Below are 17,615 nucleotides of genomic sequence, written 5' to 3'. Positions count from 1 at the left end.
GCCACTTCGACGATGTCCCAATTCGGACTTGAAAAACTGGAACGTGTACTAGTTTGAGGTCGAGGATTGCCGACTTCGAAAGGCGTACAAGTGGACTGGTATCGGATCAAGACCGCTGCAACGGGGATCAAGAGACTCGCGACGCTTTCGGACGAGGACAAACAGTCGGCCATCGACGCATTTCAGTTCTTCCAACGCATGCAAGCAGGTGAAGCTACCGACACCGCTGACGAAACCAAGGCCGTCGCGGACTACTACAAGGTCCTCAACAACATGCTGTCGGTGTTCGATTTGGAGAAGCTCTACATCCCGCCGATGCTCGATGGAAAGCAAGGGCTCTACGGCAACCAGATTCTGCTCGAGAAGGCGCTCCTGAAGGAGTTGGCGCTGAAGGACGCCGCCGATTCCCATCTGCTAGACATGGGATGCGGACGCGGCCGAATTGCGCATCACCTGGCCACCTTGACCGGCGGACAGGTCTCGGGCTACAACATCGATCCCAATCAGCTCGAAAATGCCGACGAATGGGCGGCCCGATGTGGCATGAGTGATCGGCTGCACTTCAAGTTCGGAGATCACCACAAGCCCCTCGACTACGAGTCCGAGTCTTTCGACGGCTGCTTCTCCGTCCAGGCAGTCTGGCCGTTCTTCAAGAAGGACGAGCTCGATGCCCACGCCCAGGAGATGTACCGGGTCCTCAAGCCCGGCGGACGCTATGCCTGCTCGGAGTACCTGCTGACGCCGTTCTTCGACTGGGACAACGAAGAACACGTCACCCTGCACAAGTTGTTCCTGCCAACGCTTGCTGCGACTCAGTCGATGTACCCGGCAGATGTGTGCGCAGCCCTCGAGCGAGCGGGCTTCCGGATCGTGCTGTCGGCTCCGTCGAAGAGTGAGGCCTGGCCCCTGTGCGACGAGAAGGCCAACCTGATTCGCCGCGGTCGCAAGGCAGTTCGCGGCCTGGAAAAAGTGAAGGTCGCGCCGCCTTGGGTCGAAGAGTCGCTAGAACTGCTGCAGACCGGAGGTGAGGCCTGGAATCAGGCCGAGCGCGCGAAGATCGCGGACCTCAACTGGCGGATCGTCGCCGAAAAAGTCTGACAGGGTCGATACCCGCGGGAGTAGAAGCTGGGGCACCGGCAGTGTTGTGCTCCGCCCGGTACAGTGGGCGGGCTGGTTCAACACTGAACCGGACCCCGTATCCCAGGAGTTGTTTTTTCGTTGAGCTGGATCCGCTTGAACGACGTTGCCAAGGGATACGACCAGAAAGTGATGCTGCGCGAGGTCTTCTTCCGCCTCGCAGACGGTGATCGCATCGGCCTGATCGGTCGGAACGGTACCGGCAAGACCACCCTTCTGCAGCTCTTGCTCGGTCGTGAGATCCCGGATTCGGGCACTGTCGACGTCACCGAGGGCGCGCGGATCGGTTACTTTTCGCAGTTCTCCGAACTCGACGGCGATCGCAGCATCCAAGCCGAGCTGGAATCGCTGTTCACCGAGGTTCACGCGATCGAACTCGAACTCGCCGAGGTCGAGGGCAAGCTCGGGGGAGACCTCGACGAGAAGGAGATGTACCGTCTCGTCGATCGTCAGGCCGAACTGCTGGACCTGATGGAGCACAAGGGCGGCTGGACGTACCACCAGGAAATCGACACCGTGCTCTCGATGCTCGGGTTCAACGCCGAACGCCGCGAATTGCCGGTGGACCGGTTGTCCGGCGGTTGGCGCAACAGAGCAGCATTGGCCAAGATTCTGATCGAAGCCCCGGATGTGTTGTTGCTCGACGAGCCGACCAACTTCCTCGACGTCGCAGGCATCGCCTGGCTCGAGCGGTGGTTGCGCGACTTCCGTGGCGCACTGCTCGTCGTCTCGCACGACCGAGCATTCCTCGAGCAGGTCGTCACCGGCATCGTCGAAATCGAGAACCACCACCTGCAGACGTACGAAGGCAGCTACTCGGATTACGTTCAGCAGAAACAGTTTCGGCTCAAGAACCTCGAACGCGAGTTCAGCAACGAACAGCAATTGCTGGCCTACGAACAAGAGGCGATCAGCGACCGAAAAGAAGCTGTCAAAAACCCGAGTGGTGTGCTCAAACGTCGTCTGGCGAACATCAAGAAGAGCAAAGCGCCGCGTCCAGTGGACACCGTCGTCTCCGCGATCTACGGCGGGCTTCATGTGCACGACAACTTGGCCGAGATCTCGGGAATCTCGAAAAGCTATGGCGACCAACAACTCTTCGACAATGTATCGTTTACTGTCCACCGCGGGGACCGCATCGCCATCACGGGGCCGAACGGCTGCGGCAAGACTACGTTGGTCGACATCCTCACCGGTTCGGAAAAGCCGGACAGCGGAAAGATCAAATGGAAGACCAAGGCGCCGTCGTTCATCTATTACAACCAGGTGCTCGCCGATCTCGACCTCGACGACACGGTCACCCATTCGGTCAACGCGATGCCCGACAGCCTGGCCTTGACGGCAACGAAGAAGGAAGTCAATCGCTTCCTGACATTGCTGCAGTTCTCCGAGATGGACCTCAAAACACGCATCGGCGTGCTGTCCGGTGGGCAGAAAGCGCGTGTGGCGTTGGCACAGTGCCTGCTGTTCGGTGCCGGTGTGATCGTGCTCGACGAGCCGACCAACCACCTCGACCTCCAGAGCACCCAGGTGCTCGAACGGGCGTTGATGGCGTTCCCGGGAGCGGTGATTCTCGTGAGCCACGACAGGTTCTTCGTCGAAAAGGTCGCGTTCCGACAACTGTCCTTCGACGGCAAGGGTGGAGTAGAAGAAATCGCCGGCGTTCAAATGGCGTAGCAAGTACCTGTTCTGCACACTATCGCGCGATATCGACGGATCCCGTCGATATCACCCGGTAGTGTGCAGAAACCGTCAGTCCTTGTAGTAGACGACCTGATGGCTGGTCGCGAGCAGGTGGCCGTCGGTACCCCAGAGTTCGGCCGACTGATCGAAATACCCCTGGTTGAACCGTCGCGCACGCGCCGTGCCGAGCAGATGACCTTCGGCCTGCGTCGCGAGATCTGCGGCAGTCGCGAAGTAATGGATGGTGAGTGTAATCGTCCCGGCCGGAACAAATTTGCCGCGACGCTGAAATACGCGCGGATAGAAGATGTCGCACATCGAGGTCAGCGATGCGAAATCGAGCGGCCGCGGGGGAGCATCGCGGACCCACAATGTTGCCGTCGAGTCGGTCGCTTCATCCTCACTGAGTTTGCCTGCAGCGAAATGCATTTCGTAGTTCTTGGCCCAGGCGATGAAGTCCGGGAACCCGCCGGCTTCGAGATCGGACGGCGCCGGTGCGGCCGGGAGCGATGCCTCGACGTCGTTCCAGGTTTCCCGACGCGTCCCGAACACGGCCGTTGCGGTGGTGGCGACCACGCCGTCCTGCGAAAGTTCCAGATACCAATGCTGATTGCTGCGGTTGGTGCGCACGGCACGAGTGGAAATCTCGAATGCGCCGTCGGAAACAGGGCCGGCGAAGTTGATCGTGATCGAAATCGGTTCGCCGAGCCGGTCGGGATGCTTTTCGACAGCGCGAATCAACGTTGCCGCGGTGAGACCACCGAACGGTCCGACCATGTTTTTGTATGCAGTGGACGTGTGACCTCGAACGACGCCGTCGCGGACGGCTTCCAGTGTCAACGCGTCGTCGAAGGGGTGCGTGTCGGTCATGGGGCTCCCAGAAGTGTGTTCAGTACTACGCTGTGCGTCATAGTATCCGAGCCTTGACATCAAGACCGCGCTGCCGCCGCCCGCCCAATCACCGCTGAGTACGTCCGAGTCCGGCGGCCTTGGCGATCAGCACCGCCCGCTCACGCTCGTTGCCCGCCAACCTTGCGGCTTCGAGTAATTCGATGCGTGCTTCGTCGATTCGACCGACCTGGGCAAGGAGGTCTCCTCGCACGCTCGGCAGCAGGTGGTATCCGGAGAGCGTTCCCGCACTGACGAGCTTGTCGACGTACTCCAGGCCGATGACCGGGCCGTAGGCCATCGAGACAGCTGCTGCAAGATTGAGGTCGACGACGGGTGAGGGCGCCAGCTGCTGTAATGCCTCGTACAGCAACACGATTCGCTTCCAATCGGTATCGGCGAAAGTCGCTGCGACGGCGTGGCATTCCGTGATCCCTGCCTGCAGGCTGTACGGGCCGCGACCACGCCCGATAGCGTCGGCACGTGCAAGCGACGCCAGGCCTCGGGTGATCTGCCCGCGGTCCCACCTGGTGCGGTTCTGCTCGGACAGCAGAATCGGCACACCGTCGGGGTCGGTGCGGGCGCCGAACCGTGACGCAGTCAGTTCCATCAGCGCTACCAAGCCATGCACTTCGGGCTCTTGCGGAACCAGTTCGGCCAGGATGCGTGCCAACCGCAGCGCTTCGTTGCTGAGGTCGGTGCGCATCCACTCCTCACCCGAACTGGCCGCGTAACCCTCGTTGAACACCAGATACACAACGCTGAGGACCCCGCCCAGTCGGCTGGCAAACTCCTCGCGTCCCGGCACCTCGAAGGCCACCTTCGCTGCGGTGAGCGTCTTCTTGGCCCGCACGATGCGCTGCTGAACCGTCGCCGTCGATATCAGCAACGCCTTCGCGATCTCCTCGGTCGTCAGTCCGCCGACAACCCGAAGCGTCAACGCCACCTGAGCTTTTCGATTGAGAACCGGATGGCACGCAACGAAGATCAGCCGTAGGATGTCGTCGTCGATACGGTCGGGATCCCACGTCTCGGTTTCCAATGCCGAGGCGTCGTTCTCCAATTCGCGGGCGAAGTGCGTATAACGCTCGTCGAGCCGATCTTTGCGGCGCCATCCGTCGATCGCCCGCCTTCTCGCGACCGAGATCAGCCATGCAGCCGGGTTGCGGGGAACGCCGGAAGTGGGCCACTGCTCCACGGCTTCGAGCAGAGCCTGTCCGGCAAGGTCCTCGGCGAGTTCTAGATCGCCGACAGTTCGGGTGAGCGTTGCGAGAATTTTCGCCGACTCGATCCGCCACACGGCCTCGACCTCGCGTCGAACATCTTCGGTCATAGCTTCAGGAAGAAACAGGTCGATCGGTCCCGAGCTCCTCGCGCCAACCGGCTTCCTTGCGAATGTATTCGTTGCTCTGATCGAACTCTTCCATCTCGGTGACGCGACGGACCTCGAGCTTCACGCCGGGGCCGAGCGGGCAGCGCTTGGCCCATTCGACTGCCTCGTCCTTCGAGGAGGTCTGGATGATCCAGAATCCCGAGAACAACTCCTTGGTCTCTCCGTACGGCCCGTCGGAGATGATCGGTGTCTCGGCATCGAAGTCGACGATGAAGCCCTCTTCCGGTCCCGCCAACCCCTCACCTGCTAGTAGGACTCCTGCCTTCAGGAGCGACTCGTTGTACGCGCCCATAGCGTTGATGATCTCGGCGAAGTCCATGTCCTTGGCAGCTTCGATGGCCTGGTCGGTGGTGCGCATGATCAACATGTACTTCATTTCGGTTCTCCTCCGCTGCGGGGACGTCCTCTTCGGTCCCTCTACCTATACGTCGAACGGGTCGAGAATCGATCGACATCAGCCGAAAAGGAATCTACTTCGATAGAAAACTCGGGCTCGAACGACCGTCACGAACTGCCTTGCCTGGCGCGATAGGCCGCGACCGCAGTCCTGTTTCCGCAGGAAGAAGAGCAAAACTTTCGGGAACGGTTACGGGAAAGGTCGAACACGATGCCGCCGCAGTCGGCCGCGCAGACGTCGAACCGTGAGAGTTCGTCGGCACGAATCACATCGATCATCGCCATGGCCGACTCGACGGCGATCCTGTCTGCCAGGGGCCTGTCGTCGCTCACCGCATGCAGGTGCCAGTCCATGTCTCCGTGGCGGACCAACCGCGGCAGTGCTTCGGCGTCGGCGAGAATCTGGTTGACGATCTCCACGGCACCGTCGCGGTCGCTGGTGAGCAGTGCCCGCAACAGTGGCCGCAGCGCGCGTACTGCGTCGAGCTCGGCGAGATCGCCGTCGAATCTGCCGGTGTAGCCCTGCTCGACGAAGAACGCTGACAGTTGCTCGAGCGTCGTCATCGTGTCCGGATCCTCCGCCGAGTTCACCAAGACGACTGCGGACAGCATCGCCCCTTCGGTGTCATGAGCAAAAACCATGTTGACACCTTACATTGTGATCCTTAACGTAAGGTGCCATGACGAGTTTGACCGATGACATTCGCGTGCAGCCAACCTCCAGGCTGGCCTCGGGACTCGGCCTGGCCGCGGTGTCCTCGGCGGCATTCGGTCTCTCCGGGCCACTGGGAAAGGGGCTTCTCGACGCCGGTTGGACTGCTGGGGCTGCGGTGACCGCGCGAGTTCTGATCGCGGCCGCGGTCCTTGCTCTCCCCGGTGCGTTGGCGATGCGGGGTCGCTGGAATCTCGTACCCCGCAGCCTGGGAACCATCGTCGCGTACGGAGCGATCGCCGTCGCGGGATGTCAGCTTGCGTTCTTCAATGCTGTCGGTTACATGCCGGTCGGTGTTGCACTACTGATCGAATTCACCTCGCCTATCGCAGTTATCGGCTGGATGTGGTTGCGCCACAAGCAACGTCCAACGGTCAAGACCGTCTTCGGTGCGGCCGTGGCGGCAGTCGGTCTGGTGTTCGTGCTCGACTTGATCTCGGGTGCATCGATCGACCCGATCGGAGTTCTGTGGGCTCTCGGTGCGATGGCCGGAGCAGCCGTCTACTGGATCATGTCGGCCGAAGAAGGGCACGGTCTACCGCCGTTGGCGCTCGCGGCGGGCGGGTTGTTGTTCGGCGGAGTAATCCTGATGGTGGCAGGGTTGATCGGGATCGTGCCGTTCGCCGCCACCACCTCGAATGTGGTCCTTGCCGGTGCAACCGTGCCCTGGTGGGTGTCGATCGCCTTGTTGGGCGTGGTCACCGCCGCGCTCGCTTACGTCTGCGGAATCGCTGCGATCCGCAGACTCGGCTCGCGCCTCGCCTCGTTCGTCGGGCTCACCGAGGTCCTGTCCGCTCTCGTGTTCGCCTGGCTCTTGCTCGGTGAGACTCCGCGGCTCGTTCAGGTGTGCGGCGGCGGCCTCATTCTGCTCGGGGTTGTGATCGTCAAGCTCGGAGAGCCGAAAGGTGGTGCCAGCGGTGCAGGGCATGATGGATGTGTAGGTCGTATTTCGCCGGTGGCGTGCGCGCCCGAAAGGAAAGTTCAGGAGTGAGCAAGCATCAACCGGTGTATCGCGCTGAGTCGTTCGATCGGATGCTCGAGTACATGACCGAGCGAGCTCGCGACTCGGTCAGCTCCGGCGAACGAAAGATCCTGGGTATCACCGGTCCTCCTGGCTCAGGAAAGTCGACGGTGTGTAAGGCTCTCGGCGAGGCGCTCGGAGCGAGGGTCGCGATCGTCGAGATGGACGGATTTCACCTTGCGAACAGCGAGCTGACCAGGCTCTCCAGACGTGACCGCAAAGGAGCGCCCGACACGTTCGATGTGGACGGGTACGTCGCATTGCTCGGGCGGCTACGCAAGCAGGATGCCGAGGTGCTCTACGCACCGCGATTCGATCGCGGAACGGAAGAATCGGTCGGATCAGCAGTGCCGATTCTGCGCAGCACTGCCCTGATTATCACCGAAGGCAACTACCTGCTGTCCGCAAACGGGGGATGGCAGGTGGTTCGAGCGGCACTCGACGAGGTCTGGTATCTCGACGTCGCGCAGAACATTCTCACCGAACGGTTGATCAGTAGGCAGCGTCGTTACGGAAAAGCGCTCGCCGATGCACGTACATGGACCGAACGAGTGGATCTTCCCAACTCCGATATCGTTGCAGGGGCGCGTGAGCGAGCCGATCTGGTCTTTGCGGTTCCAGAGGCCCCATACGCATTTTTCGAATAGGGCTGGCTGCGAGGCCGATCACCCGATGTCCATCACGGGCCCCAAACGCCGAGTTCGTTGCCGCTGGGATCGGCGAAATGAAAGCGTCGACCGCCGGGAAACTCGTAGGGGTCCTTCAGCAGGGTGCCGCCGGCTGTACGTATGGACGCCAACGAAGCATCGAGGTCATCGGAATACAAGAGTACGAGTGGGCCGCCCCGCGGTGCAGGTTCGTCCACCAATGCCAGGCCGCCCACTTCATCACCGTCGGCACCGACAATCCCTGCGTATCCAGGGCCGTAGCTGTTGAAATCCCAGCCGAATGCGGTGCTGTACAACGCTTGGGCGCCAGGCAGATCGGTCACGGAAAACTCGATGTAGTTCAGTCGGTGATGCATGTTTTCGGTCATGGTGGAGATTCTCACATGGAGTGCGAGCATGATGTTCCACTTGCGGGCCGGACAAGCGGATTCCCGCGTAATCTCGTCGCAAGTGGAACACCATGCCCGCCCGGCGTCCTACGAGATGATCGGCTCCGCGAGGATTCCGTCGATTTGGCACATTGCTGTCACCAAGTCCTCATCCATCTTCATCTCGGCCATCGGCTGCATCTGATCTGCGTTATCGAAGGTCATCTTCGTAGTCATCCGCGTCCGACCGCCCAGATCCACCAGTTCGACGAGAGCATGCGCGGTGCCCATATCTTCGATGGGTTCCCAATCGGAGTCGGCAAACCCGTCGTCGAAGGACAAGGTTCGCGGAGCATCGATTGCGGTGATCGACCACCGCCCCCGAACTTTCTGCCCGTGAGAACCGAGCATGTAGTAGTGGGCCACTCCGCCTGGTTCGAATTCATGGGTCTCGAACGTCGCCGGCGAAGTACTTGGAGCCCACCACAGTTCGAGCATGCGTGGGTCTGCCCAGATCTGCCAGACGCGTTCGAGCGTCGCGTCGAACTCGGCAACGATCGTGAAGGCGAGGTTTTTCTCATCCCTGTCGATGCTGATGACGGTCATCGCGTCTCGTCCATTTCTTCTCGACTCATCGAGTTTCTTCTCATGAGCTTGCGCCCAGCGCGGCGTACGTGGCCTCGAGATAATGTTGGGCTCGATCGGATCCGATGATCCCCTCACCCATGCGATTCATCATGTAGGAGAACGTCATTCCACTCTCGGGATGCATGACGATCAGTGACCCACCCCATCCGCCCCAGAAACATATCTTCTCGTCAGGAATGTAAGGAACCGTCTCCAGCTGGGGCAGCGCGAATCCGATCCCGAAACGAAGCGGCACACCCAAGGCCAAATCGACGCCGCTACTCTGCTCGTCGAACGCAAGCTCCACAGCGTCGCGTCCGAGTAGACGTACGCCGTCGACCGTTCCGCCGAGTGAGAGCGCGGACAAGATCGTTGCGACGGAGCGAGCATTACCGTGACCGTTGAGCGCACCCAGCTCGGCGCGGCGCCAGGGCGCGGTGTTCGCGGACTCGGCGTCGATCAGCGGGCCCAGGAAGGTTCGGCGTCGCACTTTCGACGGGTCGGGAATTTTCGACGAAGTGCTCACGGGTGGCGGCACGACGGCGGCGATGCGTTCCCAGTCCTGCTCGTGAGCACCGATTTGGAAGTCGGCGCCGAGAGGGCGAGCGATATCTTCGGCGACGAACTGCGCCAACGTCTTACCCGCTGTGCGGCGCACGAGTTTGCCGACGAGATGCCCTTGCGTCGCTGCGTGGTACCCGGACGTGGTGCGCGAATCCCACCACGGCGCCTGCGCAGCCAATCGAGTAGTGGCCAGCTCCCAGTCGTACATGTTCTCGGTGGTGAACGGTGCGTCCCAACCCGAGACGCCGGATGTGTGCGACAGCAGGTGCCGCACCTCGATGTCGTGTTTGCCGTTGGCCTCGAACTCGGGCCAATACTTGGCAACCGGTGCATAGGGGTCCAGGAGTCCGCGATCCATCAGCATCAATGCGGCGAGGTTGGTGACCGTCTTGGTCGTCGACCAGACATTGGTGATCGTGTCGCGAACCCACGGACGAGTCCGTGCGGAATCGCAGTGTCCACCCCAGATATCGACCACACGGCGGCCGTCGATGTCGACGACGACCGAGGCACCGAGTTCCGCACCCGAATCGATGTCGGCAGCCAACGCATCGCGTACCTGATGAAAGCCCGGTTCCCAGTCGCCGTCAACCATTGCTCGACGCGCCGAGCAGTCGGTGCACAGCGAGATCGACGTAGGTGTCTGCGACGGCTTCGATGCTCAGATCCCCTCCGTCATGGAACCAGTTACTGATTCCGTTCAGCATGTCCGTCACCGCGAAGGCGGCTACGCGGGCGTCGGACACCGTGAACTCCCCAGTGTGCATACCGGCGGCAATGACCTCGCGCACGCGTCGTTGGTAGCGCCGCCGATAGTCCTCGATCGTGGCCCGGTGTTCCGGCGTCAGCGACGCCAGCTCGTGGAGCCCGACGATGTACTCGACGCGTCGAAGGTTGAGATGTACGAGATGTGCCCGCACCAGCGAGGCCAATCGTTCTGTGGGCGTGCCCGGTGCGTCGAGCAGTGGCAGATTCTCTTCGGAGGGCTCCTGGGTGACAGTAAGGCAGACCGCGAAGAGAATGTCTTCCTTGGACTGAAAGTGGTGGTAGAGGCTTGCTCCGCGGATCCCGACGGCGTCGGCGATGTCACGCATACCGACGTTGGCGTACCCGTCGCGCGCAAAGATCTCTGCTGCTTTCGACGCGATGTCCTCGCGGCGGCGTTGCGTTCGTATCTGGCGTGGGACGACGGCTTCTCGATCGGGCGCGGTCATACGGGCTCCTCCGCTGTGGTGGCCATGGTCCGCAGGTTCCTCTTGAGGATTTTGCCCTGCGCGTCGACTGGTAATTCTTCGACGATGTGCACGGATTTCGGAGCCTTGTAGGTCGCCAGTTCGATCCGGCAGTGCTCGATGATGGCCTGCGGATCGGGTGTGCACCCCTCGCGCGCGATGACGAAAGCAGTCACTGCCTCGGACCAATAGGGATCAGGCACTCCGACGACAGCTGCCCGCAGCACCTCCGGGTGTGCGTGAATGGCGCGTTCGACCTCTTGCGAAGATACATTCATTCCCCCGGTCTTGATCATGTCCTTCATGCGATCGTAGAAGAACAGATTTCCATCGGTGTCGACGCGCACCATATCGCCGGTGTGTACCCAGCCGCCACGGAAGACTTCGGCGGTTCGTTCCTCGTCCTTGAAGTATCCGAGCATCACCGACGGAGTGCGACACACCAATTCGCCGATCTCGGCGTCGTTGCCTTCGGCGTCGACGACCTTGATCTCCAGGTGCGTGACCGGTTTACCGATCCACGACGCGTCGCCACCGGGAATGTCGTCGAGGGTGGAGAACCAGCCGACCGATCCCAGTTGGGAAAGTTCCGATTGTCCCCAGTAGGTGCCCCAGATTGCCTCCGGTGCCGCACTCGCCCACGCCTCGATGGTGTGGGGTGAGACCTGGCCACCGTAGGTGAGACAACGCCGGACCTGCCCGACTGCGGTGCTCCCGAAAGCGGAGTCGCGAGCGAGTGCCATGTAGAACGTCGGAGTTTGGGCGATGACCGAGATCTTCTCGTCGGCGATGATCTGGAGTGAGAGTGCCGGGTCGACGGTTGCAGGCAACACGAGCGTGGCACCCATCAGTGTCAGAGTTGTCATCGATCCGAGGCCTGCGATGGTGTGGAACGGCATGACGAACAACCAGGTGTCCTCGGGGCCGGTCCGCAGACCCCAACTCCACGCGGGCGCCGTGGAGATCAGGAAGTTGCGATGGGGAATCATCACACCCTTCGGTGCGGCCTCGGTGCCGGAGGTGTAGATGACCATGGCGACGTCGTTCTCGTCCATGTCGACTTCGGGGTCGGACGAGGGCATCTGCGCCGTCAGCTCCTCGTAGTGCGCGCCGAACGTGACGAGCGTCGTCGACTCCGGTTTGACGCCGGCGACCGCGTCGGCGAATTCGACATCGGCTACCACCACGGTCGGCTCTGCGTGTTCGAGCTGGTGCCGCACTTCTGCTGATCGATACATGACGTTGATGCCGGTGAACGCCGCACCGATCTTGAGTGTGCCGTAGTAGGCGATGACCACATCGACGCTGTTGCGGGCCATCGACGCGACTCGGTCACCGTGCCGCACACCGAGATCGAGGAGGAGATTGGCGAATCGGTTCGCGTGTGCGTCGAGCTCTCCGTAAGTGGTGACCAGGCGCGTACCGTCGGATCGGTAGCTGATGAACGCGGTCTTGTTCGGCTGCGTTCGCGCGTGTCGACGAAGTTGATCGCCGATGGTGGCGCGGCCGATCAACGAACGGTGATGCTGGGCAGTGCCGGTCACTATGTCTCTCCTGAAGATGTTCGGTCGGCTCAGAGCGCGGGGGACAGGGTGGCGTCGAACATCGGCTGGGTGAACGTTTCGAGGGCGACGATCTGCTCGACGGGATCGCGGGTGAGTTTCTTGGGAAACGGCCGTTCAGGGTATCCGACGGCGATGTGAGCGGCGGTGATGTACCCCTCGGGGATTTCGAGTAGTTCGCGTACCTTGGGTTCTTCTGCGCACAACAGTGTGGTCACCGCGGTGGCCACGCCTTGGTCCCGCAAGGTCAGGCACAGGTTCTGCACTGTCGGGTAGATCGAAGCGCCACCGACGACGGAGAGTCTGCCGAGTTCGTGGTCGGTGGGATGCAAGCCGTCCACTGCCGCGCACACGACGACAATTGCGGGTACTTCGGCCAGGTGGCGGGCGAAGAAGTCGGCGTCCTGCACTGTTTTCGGGAGGGCGCCGACGGCTACTGTTCCGCCGGTGATGCCGGCAAAGTAGGCATCCCACATCGGCAGATACAGGTCGGCGAGGGCCTGCTTGCGGGCTTGCTCGCGGACGACGATCCATCGCACCGGCTGACGATTACCGCCCTGGGGTCCGAAGCGAGCGACGTCGAAGGCTTTCCTGAACACCTCGTCGGGCACCGGGTCGCTGAGGTACCGCCGGCAGGTTCCGGTCGTGCGCATTGCCTCGGTGAGCTCCATGTTGAATCCCTTCGCCTGTCCACTGTTAGGTAGTGCCTGAAGCATTGTGTGGTGTATGCCACATTGTCAAGTGGCAGCTTTGCGCTTAGTGCGGATTCGTCGAAGTGCTTGCGGATATTTACCTAACTGTGGTTAGTTTTTATGGAGTTCGCTTTTCTCGGGCGCTGAAAGAGGTTCAACATGTCTGCATCTGTGAATACTGCCGACCGCGACCGGCTGGCTCGGGCGCTCGACTCGGCAAACATGCCGAGCCTGGTCGCAGTGCTCTACCAACTCACCGGCGACCATGTCTGGCTCGAGGCCCCCTACCTGCCGACCCGCAGCCGTGGCATGGACGACAACGATGCCGGCGGGTTTGCGCCCGACGCCGCGCAGAGGATCAGGGCTGCCGCCCTCGACGCCATCTCCGAGTGGACGAACGGTACGCCGCCGGCACTCCCGTCGCCGTCGAACGATCAACTCGTAGAGATGATCAGCGCCGCGGTGGGTGAGTCGGTGCCACCGGAATTTGCGTCGATGATCGCCGAGGACATGGGATTCGTCTCTGCCCCGGAACCGGCAGTCACCGCCAGTGCCCTGTCGGTCATCGTCATCGGGGCAGGCGTTTCGGGCATGCTCGCAGCCATCAAGCTACGTGAAGCCGGAATCGATCACGTTGTGCTGGAGAAGAATTCCGACGTGGGGGGCGGCTGGTTCGAGAACACCTACCCAGGGGCGGGTGTCGACACACCCAGTCACCTCTATTCATATTCCTTTGCTCCACGGTCCTGGAGCACACATTTCGGCAAGCGTGAAGAGGTCTGGCAGTACCTCAGCGATGTGGCCACCGACCACGATCTCCGGGAACGAATTCGATTCGACACCGAGGTCGCCACCTCCGTATACGACGCGGAGCGGCAACGATGGACCGTCACCACGACGAGCGGTGAAGTCCTGACCGCAGATGTGGTCATCACCGCCACCGGCCAACTCAATCGCCCGAAGGTCCCCCCGATACCGGGTATCGACGCATTCCGTGGACCGATCTTTCACACCGCAGAGTGGCCCGAGGGGCTCGATCTGACCGGCAAACGCGTTGCCATCATCGGCACCGGCGCCAGCGCCATGCAGGTACTTCCCGCCATCGCCTCGACGGTCGGTCATGCGACGGTGTTCCAGCGCTCGCCGCAGTGGGTCGCGTCGAGTGACGTCTATTTCGCCCCCATCGACGAAGACGTCAGCTACCTGATGGAGACGGTGCCGCTGTATCGGCTCTGGTATCGAGCGCGACTCGCCTGGAATTTCAACGACCGCGTCCACCCGTCGCTGCAGGTCGATCCGGAGTGGAAGAACCCAGCACAATCGGTCAACGCGATCAACGATGCGCACCGGCGAGTGTTCACCCGATACCTGGAGAACGCGCTCGAAGGCAGGCCGGATCTGATCGAGAAGTCGCTGCCGGACTACCCCCCGTTCGGTAAGCGCATGTTGCTCGATAACGGGTGGTTCGATGCCCTTCGCCGCGACAATGTCACCCTCGTGGCCGAGGGTGTCGCCTCGATCGGTGCCGACACCGTGCGGGGACAGCGGGGGACCGAGGTCGAGGTCGATGTCGTGATCCTGGCTACCGGCTTCGAGACGCACAAGTTGCTGACGCCCATCGAAGTTCGTGGTCGCTCTGGTAGGTCGATCCGCGACGGGTGGGGTCCCGAGGACGCCCATGCGCACCTCGGCATCACCGTGCCGGACTTCCCCAATCTCTTCCTGACCTGCGGGCCCGGTACCGTCCTCGGGCACGGTGGTAGCTACATCACCATCGCGGAATGTCAGGTCCGCTACATCATGGATGTCCTGAAATACATGTCGGACAATCGAATCGGCGCTGTCGAGTGCAAGCCCGAAGTCGAAGAAGACTACCTGCGACGCCACGACGAGGCGCACTCGCGGATGATCTGGACGCACCCGGGCATGGACAACTGGTACCGAAACGACGCTGGACGGGTGGTATCGACATTGCCCTGGCGCATCGTCGACTACTGGGAAATGACCCACAGCGCCGACATGGGCGACTATCTCGTCGAAAAGGCACGGCAGGCATCGAGCGTCTGACAGAGCGGACGGACGCGTCGATAATGGGATGCATGCTTCCAGTTCTCGATATGTCACTCGTCGACACCGATCCAGACGGCTTCCGGGCCGCCCTGTTGGATGCTGCACACCGATTCGGCTTCTTCTACCTGGTGGGCCACGGTGTGCCGGCGGCTCGCAGCGAGGAAGTTCTTCGACTCGCTCGCTCGTTCTTCGCCCTCGCGCCGGAGGAGAAGGACGAGATCTCACAGCTGAAGAGCCCGCAATTCCGCGGCTACTCACGCCTCGGGGGCGAGCTGACCAACGGCGAAGTCGACTGGCGTGAGCAGATAGACATCGGCCCCGAACGGCCCGTCATCGACGGTGCCGAGGGTTACTGGAATCTCCAAGGACCGAACCTCTGGCCCTCTGCACTCCCAGCTCTCGAGCCGGCCTTCGAATCCTGGGAATCGACCATGTCCCAGCTCGGGTTGCGGGTCCTTCGGCATTGGGCGGTGGCACTCGGAGCTTCCGAAAACGTGTTCGACGACGCGTTCGCAGACAGTCCAGCGTCGTTGATCAAGATCGTCCGGTACCCCGGAAGCTCTGACAATCCGCAGGGCGTCGGCGCGCACAAGGATTCCGGCGTTCTTACTCTCCTCCTCGTCGAACCGGACTCGGTGGGATTGCAGGTCGAAATCGAGGTGGGCGAGTGGATCGACGTACCTCCTGTCGACGGCGCATTCATCGTCAACATCGGTGAACTTCTCGAAGTCGCGACGCAAGGCTATCTGCGTGCGACGCGACATCGAGTGCAGGCACCCGAAGCGGGCGCTGACCGCGTTTCGATCCCGTTCTTTCTCAGCCCCGCACTGGACGCCGTCATTCCGATCGTGTCCTTGCCCGAAGAGCTGGCTGTGAATTCCAAAGGGGTCGAGGCGGATCCGAACAATCCGATCTTCGATACCTATGGTGCCAACGCGTGGAAGTCGCGTACGCGAGCGCACCCCGACGTCGCCGAACTGCATCACGGGATCAACTGAGCTTGGTCGGATCGTCAGAGGCGGCGCAGCCAGCTGCGCCGTTTCAGCGGCGCAGGAGAGTCGATGTCGGCGAGCTTCCCGCTGTTGAAGTCGGCGACCAGATTGGACACGGTTCCCTGTGCGCAGGACTTGTTGGTACCGATGAATCCTGACGGCCCGCGTTTGATCCAGCCGGTGACATAGGTTCCGGGAAACCGTGCACCGCCCGGTGATTCGAGGACGCGGCCGTCGTCGTTGGGAATGATTCCTGCTTGTTCGTCGAACGGCACACCTTCGATCGCCACGCCGCGGTAGCCGATCGACGTCAACACCAGGCCGGTGTCGACGGTCTCGACTTCACCCGTCGCTACGCTCCGTACCGTGCCGTCGATGCCGGTGTCGAGCATCATGCGATCGAACTCGACACCGGTAACTGCCGCATCACCGAGAATTCGCTTGGGGGAGAGGAGATAGCGCAACATGATTCGCTTACCGCCTCTACTTTCCGAGTCTTCCAATCTCTGCAGCAGGCGCAGCTTCTGAACTACAGCATGCGGGAGCTCGTCGGTTTCGGTCAGTGCGATCGTGGCTGCGTCGAGCACGATCTCGTCGCGGTGCGTCGAAACGTCCACCCCCGAGGTGCCGAGTAGGCCGGCGAACTCCGGAACTGTGAAAGCCGACTGTGCGACGCCGCGCCGGCCGACTACCAGTACCTCTTCGATGCTGGACTCGCGCAACGCTTTCAGAGCGTAGTAGGGCACGTTCGTGCCGACCAGACGTTCGGGATCGATCGTCAGGATTCGGGCCACGTCGAGGGCAACGTTGCCATTACCGATGACGATCGCACGTTTGTGGGACAGGTCGTAATGGCGCTCGGCATGGTCGGGGTGACCGTTGTACCAGGCGACGAAGTCGGTGGCCGACCTGCGGCCGGGAAGCGTCGCACCGGGAATCGTCAATTCCCGGTCCGACGATGCACCGACTGCGTAGATCACGGCATGATGCTGATCCAGCAGCTGCTGGTGCGTAATGTGCTCTCCCACCTCGACACCGAGATGGAACCGGAATCCAGGCTGCGCAGCGATGGTGTCGAACAGTCGAGATACCTGACGGGTCTTTTCGTGGTCCGGCGCTACGCCCAACCGTGCCAGGCCGTGCGGCCGGGTCAGTCGGTCGTAGACGTCGACCTTCACTCCAGGTTGGGTGAGGAGTTCGTCCGCCGCGTACATCGCCGAAGGTCCCGATCCGACGATAGCCACGCGAAGTGGCTGACGTTCCCTGGTGACCGTCGGAGCCGGTGACACCGGCGCAAGCAACGGACGCGCAGGCCGATCCTGCTTGTAAAAATCGGCATTGATCTGCAAGAACGGCAACTGCGCGTCGGTGAGCTTGGCTTTTGGCACGATTGCATCAACCGGACACGCCGAGACGCAGGCGCCACAGTCGACACACGACGACGGGTCGATATGCAGCATCTCGGCCGTCAGAAAGTCAGGCTCATCCGGTGTCGGGTGAATGCAGTTGACCGGGCATGCGTAGACGCATGACGCGTCGCTACAGCATGACTGAGTAACGATGTGGGGCATGGACTTCCTGACTGGCGACCCGGCAGTGGAGAGAGGTGA

The 17,615-nt window shown here is 61.7% G+C and carries 17 protein-coding genes; 6 read left to right on the top strand and 11 right to left on the bottom strand.

Annotation, left to right across the window (positions count from 1 at the left end; all coding sequences use genetic code 11):
• Positions 1 to 90: 90 nt before the first annotated feature.
• Positions 91 to 1,098 (top strand): class I SAM-dependent methyltransferase, encoded by a 1,008-nt coding sequence (locus ABIB36_RS15740; RefSeq protein WP_354561073.1) that lies wholly within the window; start codon positions 91 to 93, stop codon positions 1,096 to 1,098.
• Positions 1,099 to 1,218: 120 nt separating this feature from the next.
• Positions 1,219 to 2,814, top strand: coding sequence for an ABC-F family ATP-binding cassette domain-containing protein (locus ABIB36_RS15735; protein ID WP_354561076.1), 1,596 nt, complete (start codon positions 1,219 to 1,221; stop codon positions 2,812 to 2,814).
• A 75-nt stretch (positions 2,815 to 2,889) separates the two neighbouring features.
• Here ABIB36_RS15735 and ABIB36_RS15730 read toward each other — a convergent pair whose 3' ends face one another.
• The 4 genes from ABIB36_RS15730 to ABIB36_RS15715 form a co-directional block, all read right to left on the bottom strand.
• Positions 2,890 to 3,690, bottom strand: coding sequence for an acyl-CoA thioesterase (locus tag ABIB36_RS15730; RefSeq protein ID WP_354561078.1), 801 nt, complete (start codon positions 3,688 to 3,690; stop codon positions 2,890 to 2,892).
• 88 nt (positions 3,691 to 3,778) lie between these two features.
• Positions 3,779 to 5,041 (bottom strand): RNA polymerase sigma factor, encoded by a 1,263-nt coding sequence (locus tag ABIB36_RS15725; protein ID WP_354561080.1) that lies wholly within the window; start codon positions 5,039 to 5,041, stop codon positions 3,779 to 3,781.
• A gap of 4 nt (positions 5,042 to 5,045) precedes the next feature.
• Positions 5,046 to 5,477, bottom strand: a complete 432-nt coding sequence (locus tag ABIB36_RS15720) for a YciI family protein (RefSeq protein ID WP_354561083.1) — start codon at positions 5,475 to 5,477, stop codon at positions 5,046 to 5,048.
• 128 nt (positions 5,478 to 5,605) lie between these two features.
• The gene (locus tag ABIB36_RS15715) at positions 5,606 to 6,139 is read right to left on the bottom strand and encodes a CGNR zinc finger domain-containing protein (RefSeq protein ID WP_354561085.1); all 534 of its coding nucleotides are present in this window, start codon (positions 6,137 to 6,139) and stop codon (positions 5,606 to 5,608) included.
• Between the two features lie 38 nt (positions 6,140 to 6,177).
• On the opposite strand from ABIB36_RS15715, the gene ABIB36_RS15710 reads away from it, so the two are divergent.
• Together ABIB36_RS15710 and ABIB36_RS15705 are read left to right on the top strand one after the other, a co-directional pair.
• On the top strand, positions 6,178 to 7,200 hold the full coding sequence (locus ABIB36_RS15710; protein WP_354561088.1) for an EamA family transporter: 1,023 nt from the start codon (positions 6,178 to 6,180) through the stop codon (positions 7,198 to 7,200).
• Positions 7,197 to 7,877, top strand: a complete 681-nt coding sequence (locus ABIB36_RS15705) for a nucleoside/nucleotide kinase family protein (RefSeq protein WP_354561090.1) — start codon at positions 7,197 to 7,199, stop codon at positions 7,875 to 7,877. Before ABIB36_RS15710 ends, ABIB36_RS15705 begins: the two co-directional genes overlap by 4 nt.
• Before the next feature lie 32 nt (positions 7,878 to 7,909).
• Here ABIB36_RS15705 and ABIB36_RS15700 read toward each other — a convergent pair whose 3' ends face one another.
• The 6 genes from ABIB36_RS15700 to ABIB36_RS15675 form a co-directional block, all read right to left on the bottom strand.
• Positions 7,910 to 8,266 carry a VOC family protein gene (locus ABIB36_RS15700; protein WP_354561093.1) on the bottom strand — a complete coding sequence of 119 codons (357 nt, stop codon included), beginning with the start codon at positions 8,264 to 8,266 and terminating at the stop codon, positions 7,910 to 7,912.
• A gap of 108 nt (positions 8,267 to 8,374) precedes the next feature.
• The gene (locus ABIB36_RS15695; protein WP_354561095.1) at positions 8,375 to 8,872 is read right to left on the bottom strand and encodes an SRPBCC family protein; all 498 of its coding nucleotides are present in this window, start codon (positions 8,870 to 8,872) and stop codon (positions 8,375 to 8,377) included.
• Between the two features lie 40 nt (positions 8,873 to 8,912).
• Positions 8,913 to 10,052 carry a serine hydrolase domain-containing protein gene (locus tag ABIB36_RS15690; RefSeq protein WP_354561097.1) on the bottom strand — a complete coding sequence of 380 codons (1,140 nt, stop codon included), beginning with the start codon at positions 10,050 to 10,052 and terminating at the stop codon, positions 8,913 to 8,915.
• Complete coding sequence (locus ABIB36_RS15685; protein ID WP_354561100.1) at positions 10,045 to 10,671, bottom strand: TetR/AcrR family transcriptional regulator; 627 nt, start codon at positions 10,669 to 10,671, stop codon at positions 10,045 to 10,047. Before ABIB36_RS15685 ends, ABIB36_RS15690 begins: the two co-directional genes overlap by 8 nt.
• Positions 10,668 to 12,233, bottom strand: coding sequence for a class I adenylate-forming enzyme family protein (locus ABIB36_RS15680; RefSeq protein ID WP_354561102.1), 1,566 nt, complete (start codon positions 12,231 to 12,233; stop codon positions 10,668 to 10,670). Before ABIB36_RS15680 ends, ABIB36_RS15685 begins: the two co-directional genes overlap by 4 nt.
• 29 nt (positions 12,234 to 12,262) lie before the next feature.
• Positions 12,263 to 12,922: a nitroreductase family protein gene (locus ABIB36_RS15675; protein ID WP_354561105.1), complete on the bottom strand. Its 660-nt coding sequence runs from the start codon at positions 12,920 to 12,922 to the stop codon at positions 12,263 to 12,265.
• A 180-nt stretch (positions 12,923 to 13,102) separates the two neighbouring features.
• Here ABIB36_RS15675 and ABIB36_RS15670 point away from each other — a divergent pair, with 180 nt between their 5' ends.
• Both ABIB36_RS15670 and ABIB36_RS15665 read left to right on the top strand, forming a co-directional pair.
• The gene (locus ABIB36_RS15670; RefSeq protein WP_354561107.1) at positions 13,103 to 15,010 is read left to right on the top strand and encodes a flavin-containing monooxygenase; all 1,908 of its coding nucleotides are present in this window, start codon (positions 13,103 to 13,105) and stop codon (positions 15,008 to 15,010) included.
• A gap of 32 nt (positions 15,011 to 15,042) precedes the next feature.
• Positions 15,043 to 16,011: an isopenicillin N synthase family dioxygenase gene (locus ABIB36_RS15665; RefSeq protein ID WP_354561109.1), complete on the top strand. Its 969-nt coding sequence runs from the start codon at positions 15,043 to 15,045 to the stop codon at positions 16,009 to 16,011.
• Between the two features lie 14 nt (positions 16,012 to 16,025).
• Here ABIB36_RS15665 and ABIB36_RS15660 read toward each other — a convergent pair whose 3' ends face one another.
• On the bottom strand, positions 16,026 to 17,576 hold the full coding sequence (locus ABIB36_RS15660) for an FAD-dependent oxidoreductase (RefSeq protein ID WP_354561111.1): 1,551 nt from the start codon (positions 17,574 to 17,576) through the stop codon (positions 16,026 to 16,028).
• Between the last annotated feature and the right edge of the window lie 39 nt (positions 17,577 to 17,615).

It is taken from the genome of Rhodococcus sp. UYP9 (genome assembly GCF_040547235.1).
Lineage (GTDB): Bacteria > Actinomycetota > Actinomycetes > Mycobacteriales > Mycobacteriaceae > Rhodococcoides.
Note: the sequence above shows the minus strand (reverse complement) of the source record. Positions and strands in the feature narration are given on the sequence as shown.

What these genes read in the sequence shown, in the direction of transcription:
- ABIB36_RS15710 (WP_354561088.1), top strand. Translation starts at nt 6,178, where the DNA reads ATGACGAGTTTGACCGATGACATTCGCGTGCAGCCAACCTCCAGGCTG.
- ABIB36_RS15715 (WP_354561085.1), bottom strand. Translation starts at nt 6,139, where the DNA reads ATGGTTTTTGCTCATGACACCGAAGGGGCGATGCTGTCCGCAGTCGTC.
- ABIB36_RS15670 (WP_354561107.1), top strand. Translation starts at nt 13,103, where the DNA reads ATGTCTGCATCTGTGAATACTGCCGACCGCGACCGGCTGGCTCGGGCG.
- ABIB36_RS15690 (WP_354561097.1), bottom strand. Translation starts at nt 10,052, where the DNA reads ATGGTTGACGGCGACTGGGAACCGGGCTTTCATCAGGTACGCGATGCG.
- ABIB36_RS15660 (WP_354561111.1), bottom strand. Translation starts at nt 17,576, where the DNA reads ATGCCCCACATCGTTACTCAGTCATGCTGTAGCGACGCGTCATGCGTC.
- ABIB36_RS15730 (WP_354561078.1), bottom strand. Translation starts at nt 3,690, where the DNA reads ATGACCGACACGCACCCCTTCGACGACGCGTTGACACTGGAAGCCGTC.
- ABIB36_RS15665 (WP_354561109.1), top strand. Translation starts at nt 15,043, where the DNA reads ATGCTTCCAGTTCTCGATATGTCACTCGTCGACACCGATCCAGACGGC.
- ABIB36_RS15685 (WP_354561100.1), bottom strand. Translation starts at nt 10,671, where the DNA reads ATGACCGCGCCCGATCGAGAAGCCGTCGTCCCACGCCAGATACGAACG.
- ABIB36_RS15700 (WP_354561093.1), bottom strand. Translation starts at nt 8,266, where the DNA reads ATGACCGAAAACATGCATCACCGACTGAACTACATCGAGTTTTCCGTG.
- ABIB36_RS15720 (WP_354561083.1), bottom strand. Translation starts at nt 5,477, where the DNA reads ATGAAGTACATGTTGATCATGCGCACCACCGACCAGGCCATCGAAGCT.
- ABIB36_RS15725 (WP_354561080.1), bottom strand. Translation starts at nt 5,041, where the DNA reads ATGACCGAAGATGTTCGACGCGAGGTCGAGGCCGTGTGGCGGATCGAG.
- ABIB36_RS15675 (WP_354561105.1), bottom strand. Translation starts at nt 12,922, where the DNA reads ATGGAGCTCACCGAGGCAATGCGCACGACCGGAACCTGCCGGCGGTAC.
- ABIB36_RS15695 (WP_354561095.1), bottom strand. Translation starts at nt 8,872, where the DNA reads ATGACCGTCATCAGCATCGACAGGGATGAGAAAAACCTCGCCTTCACG.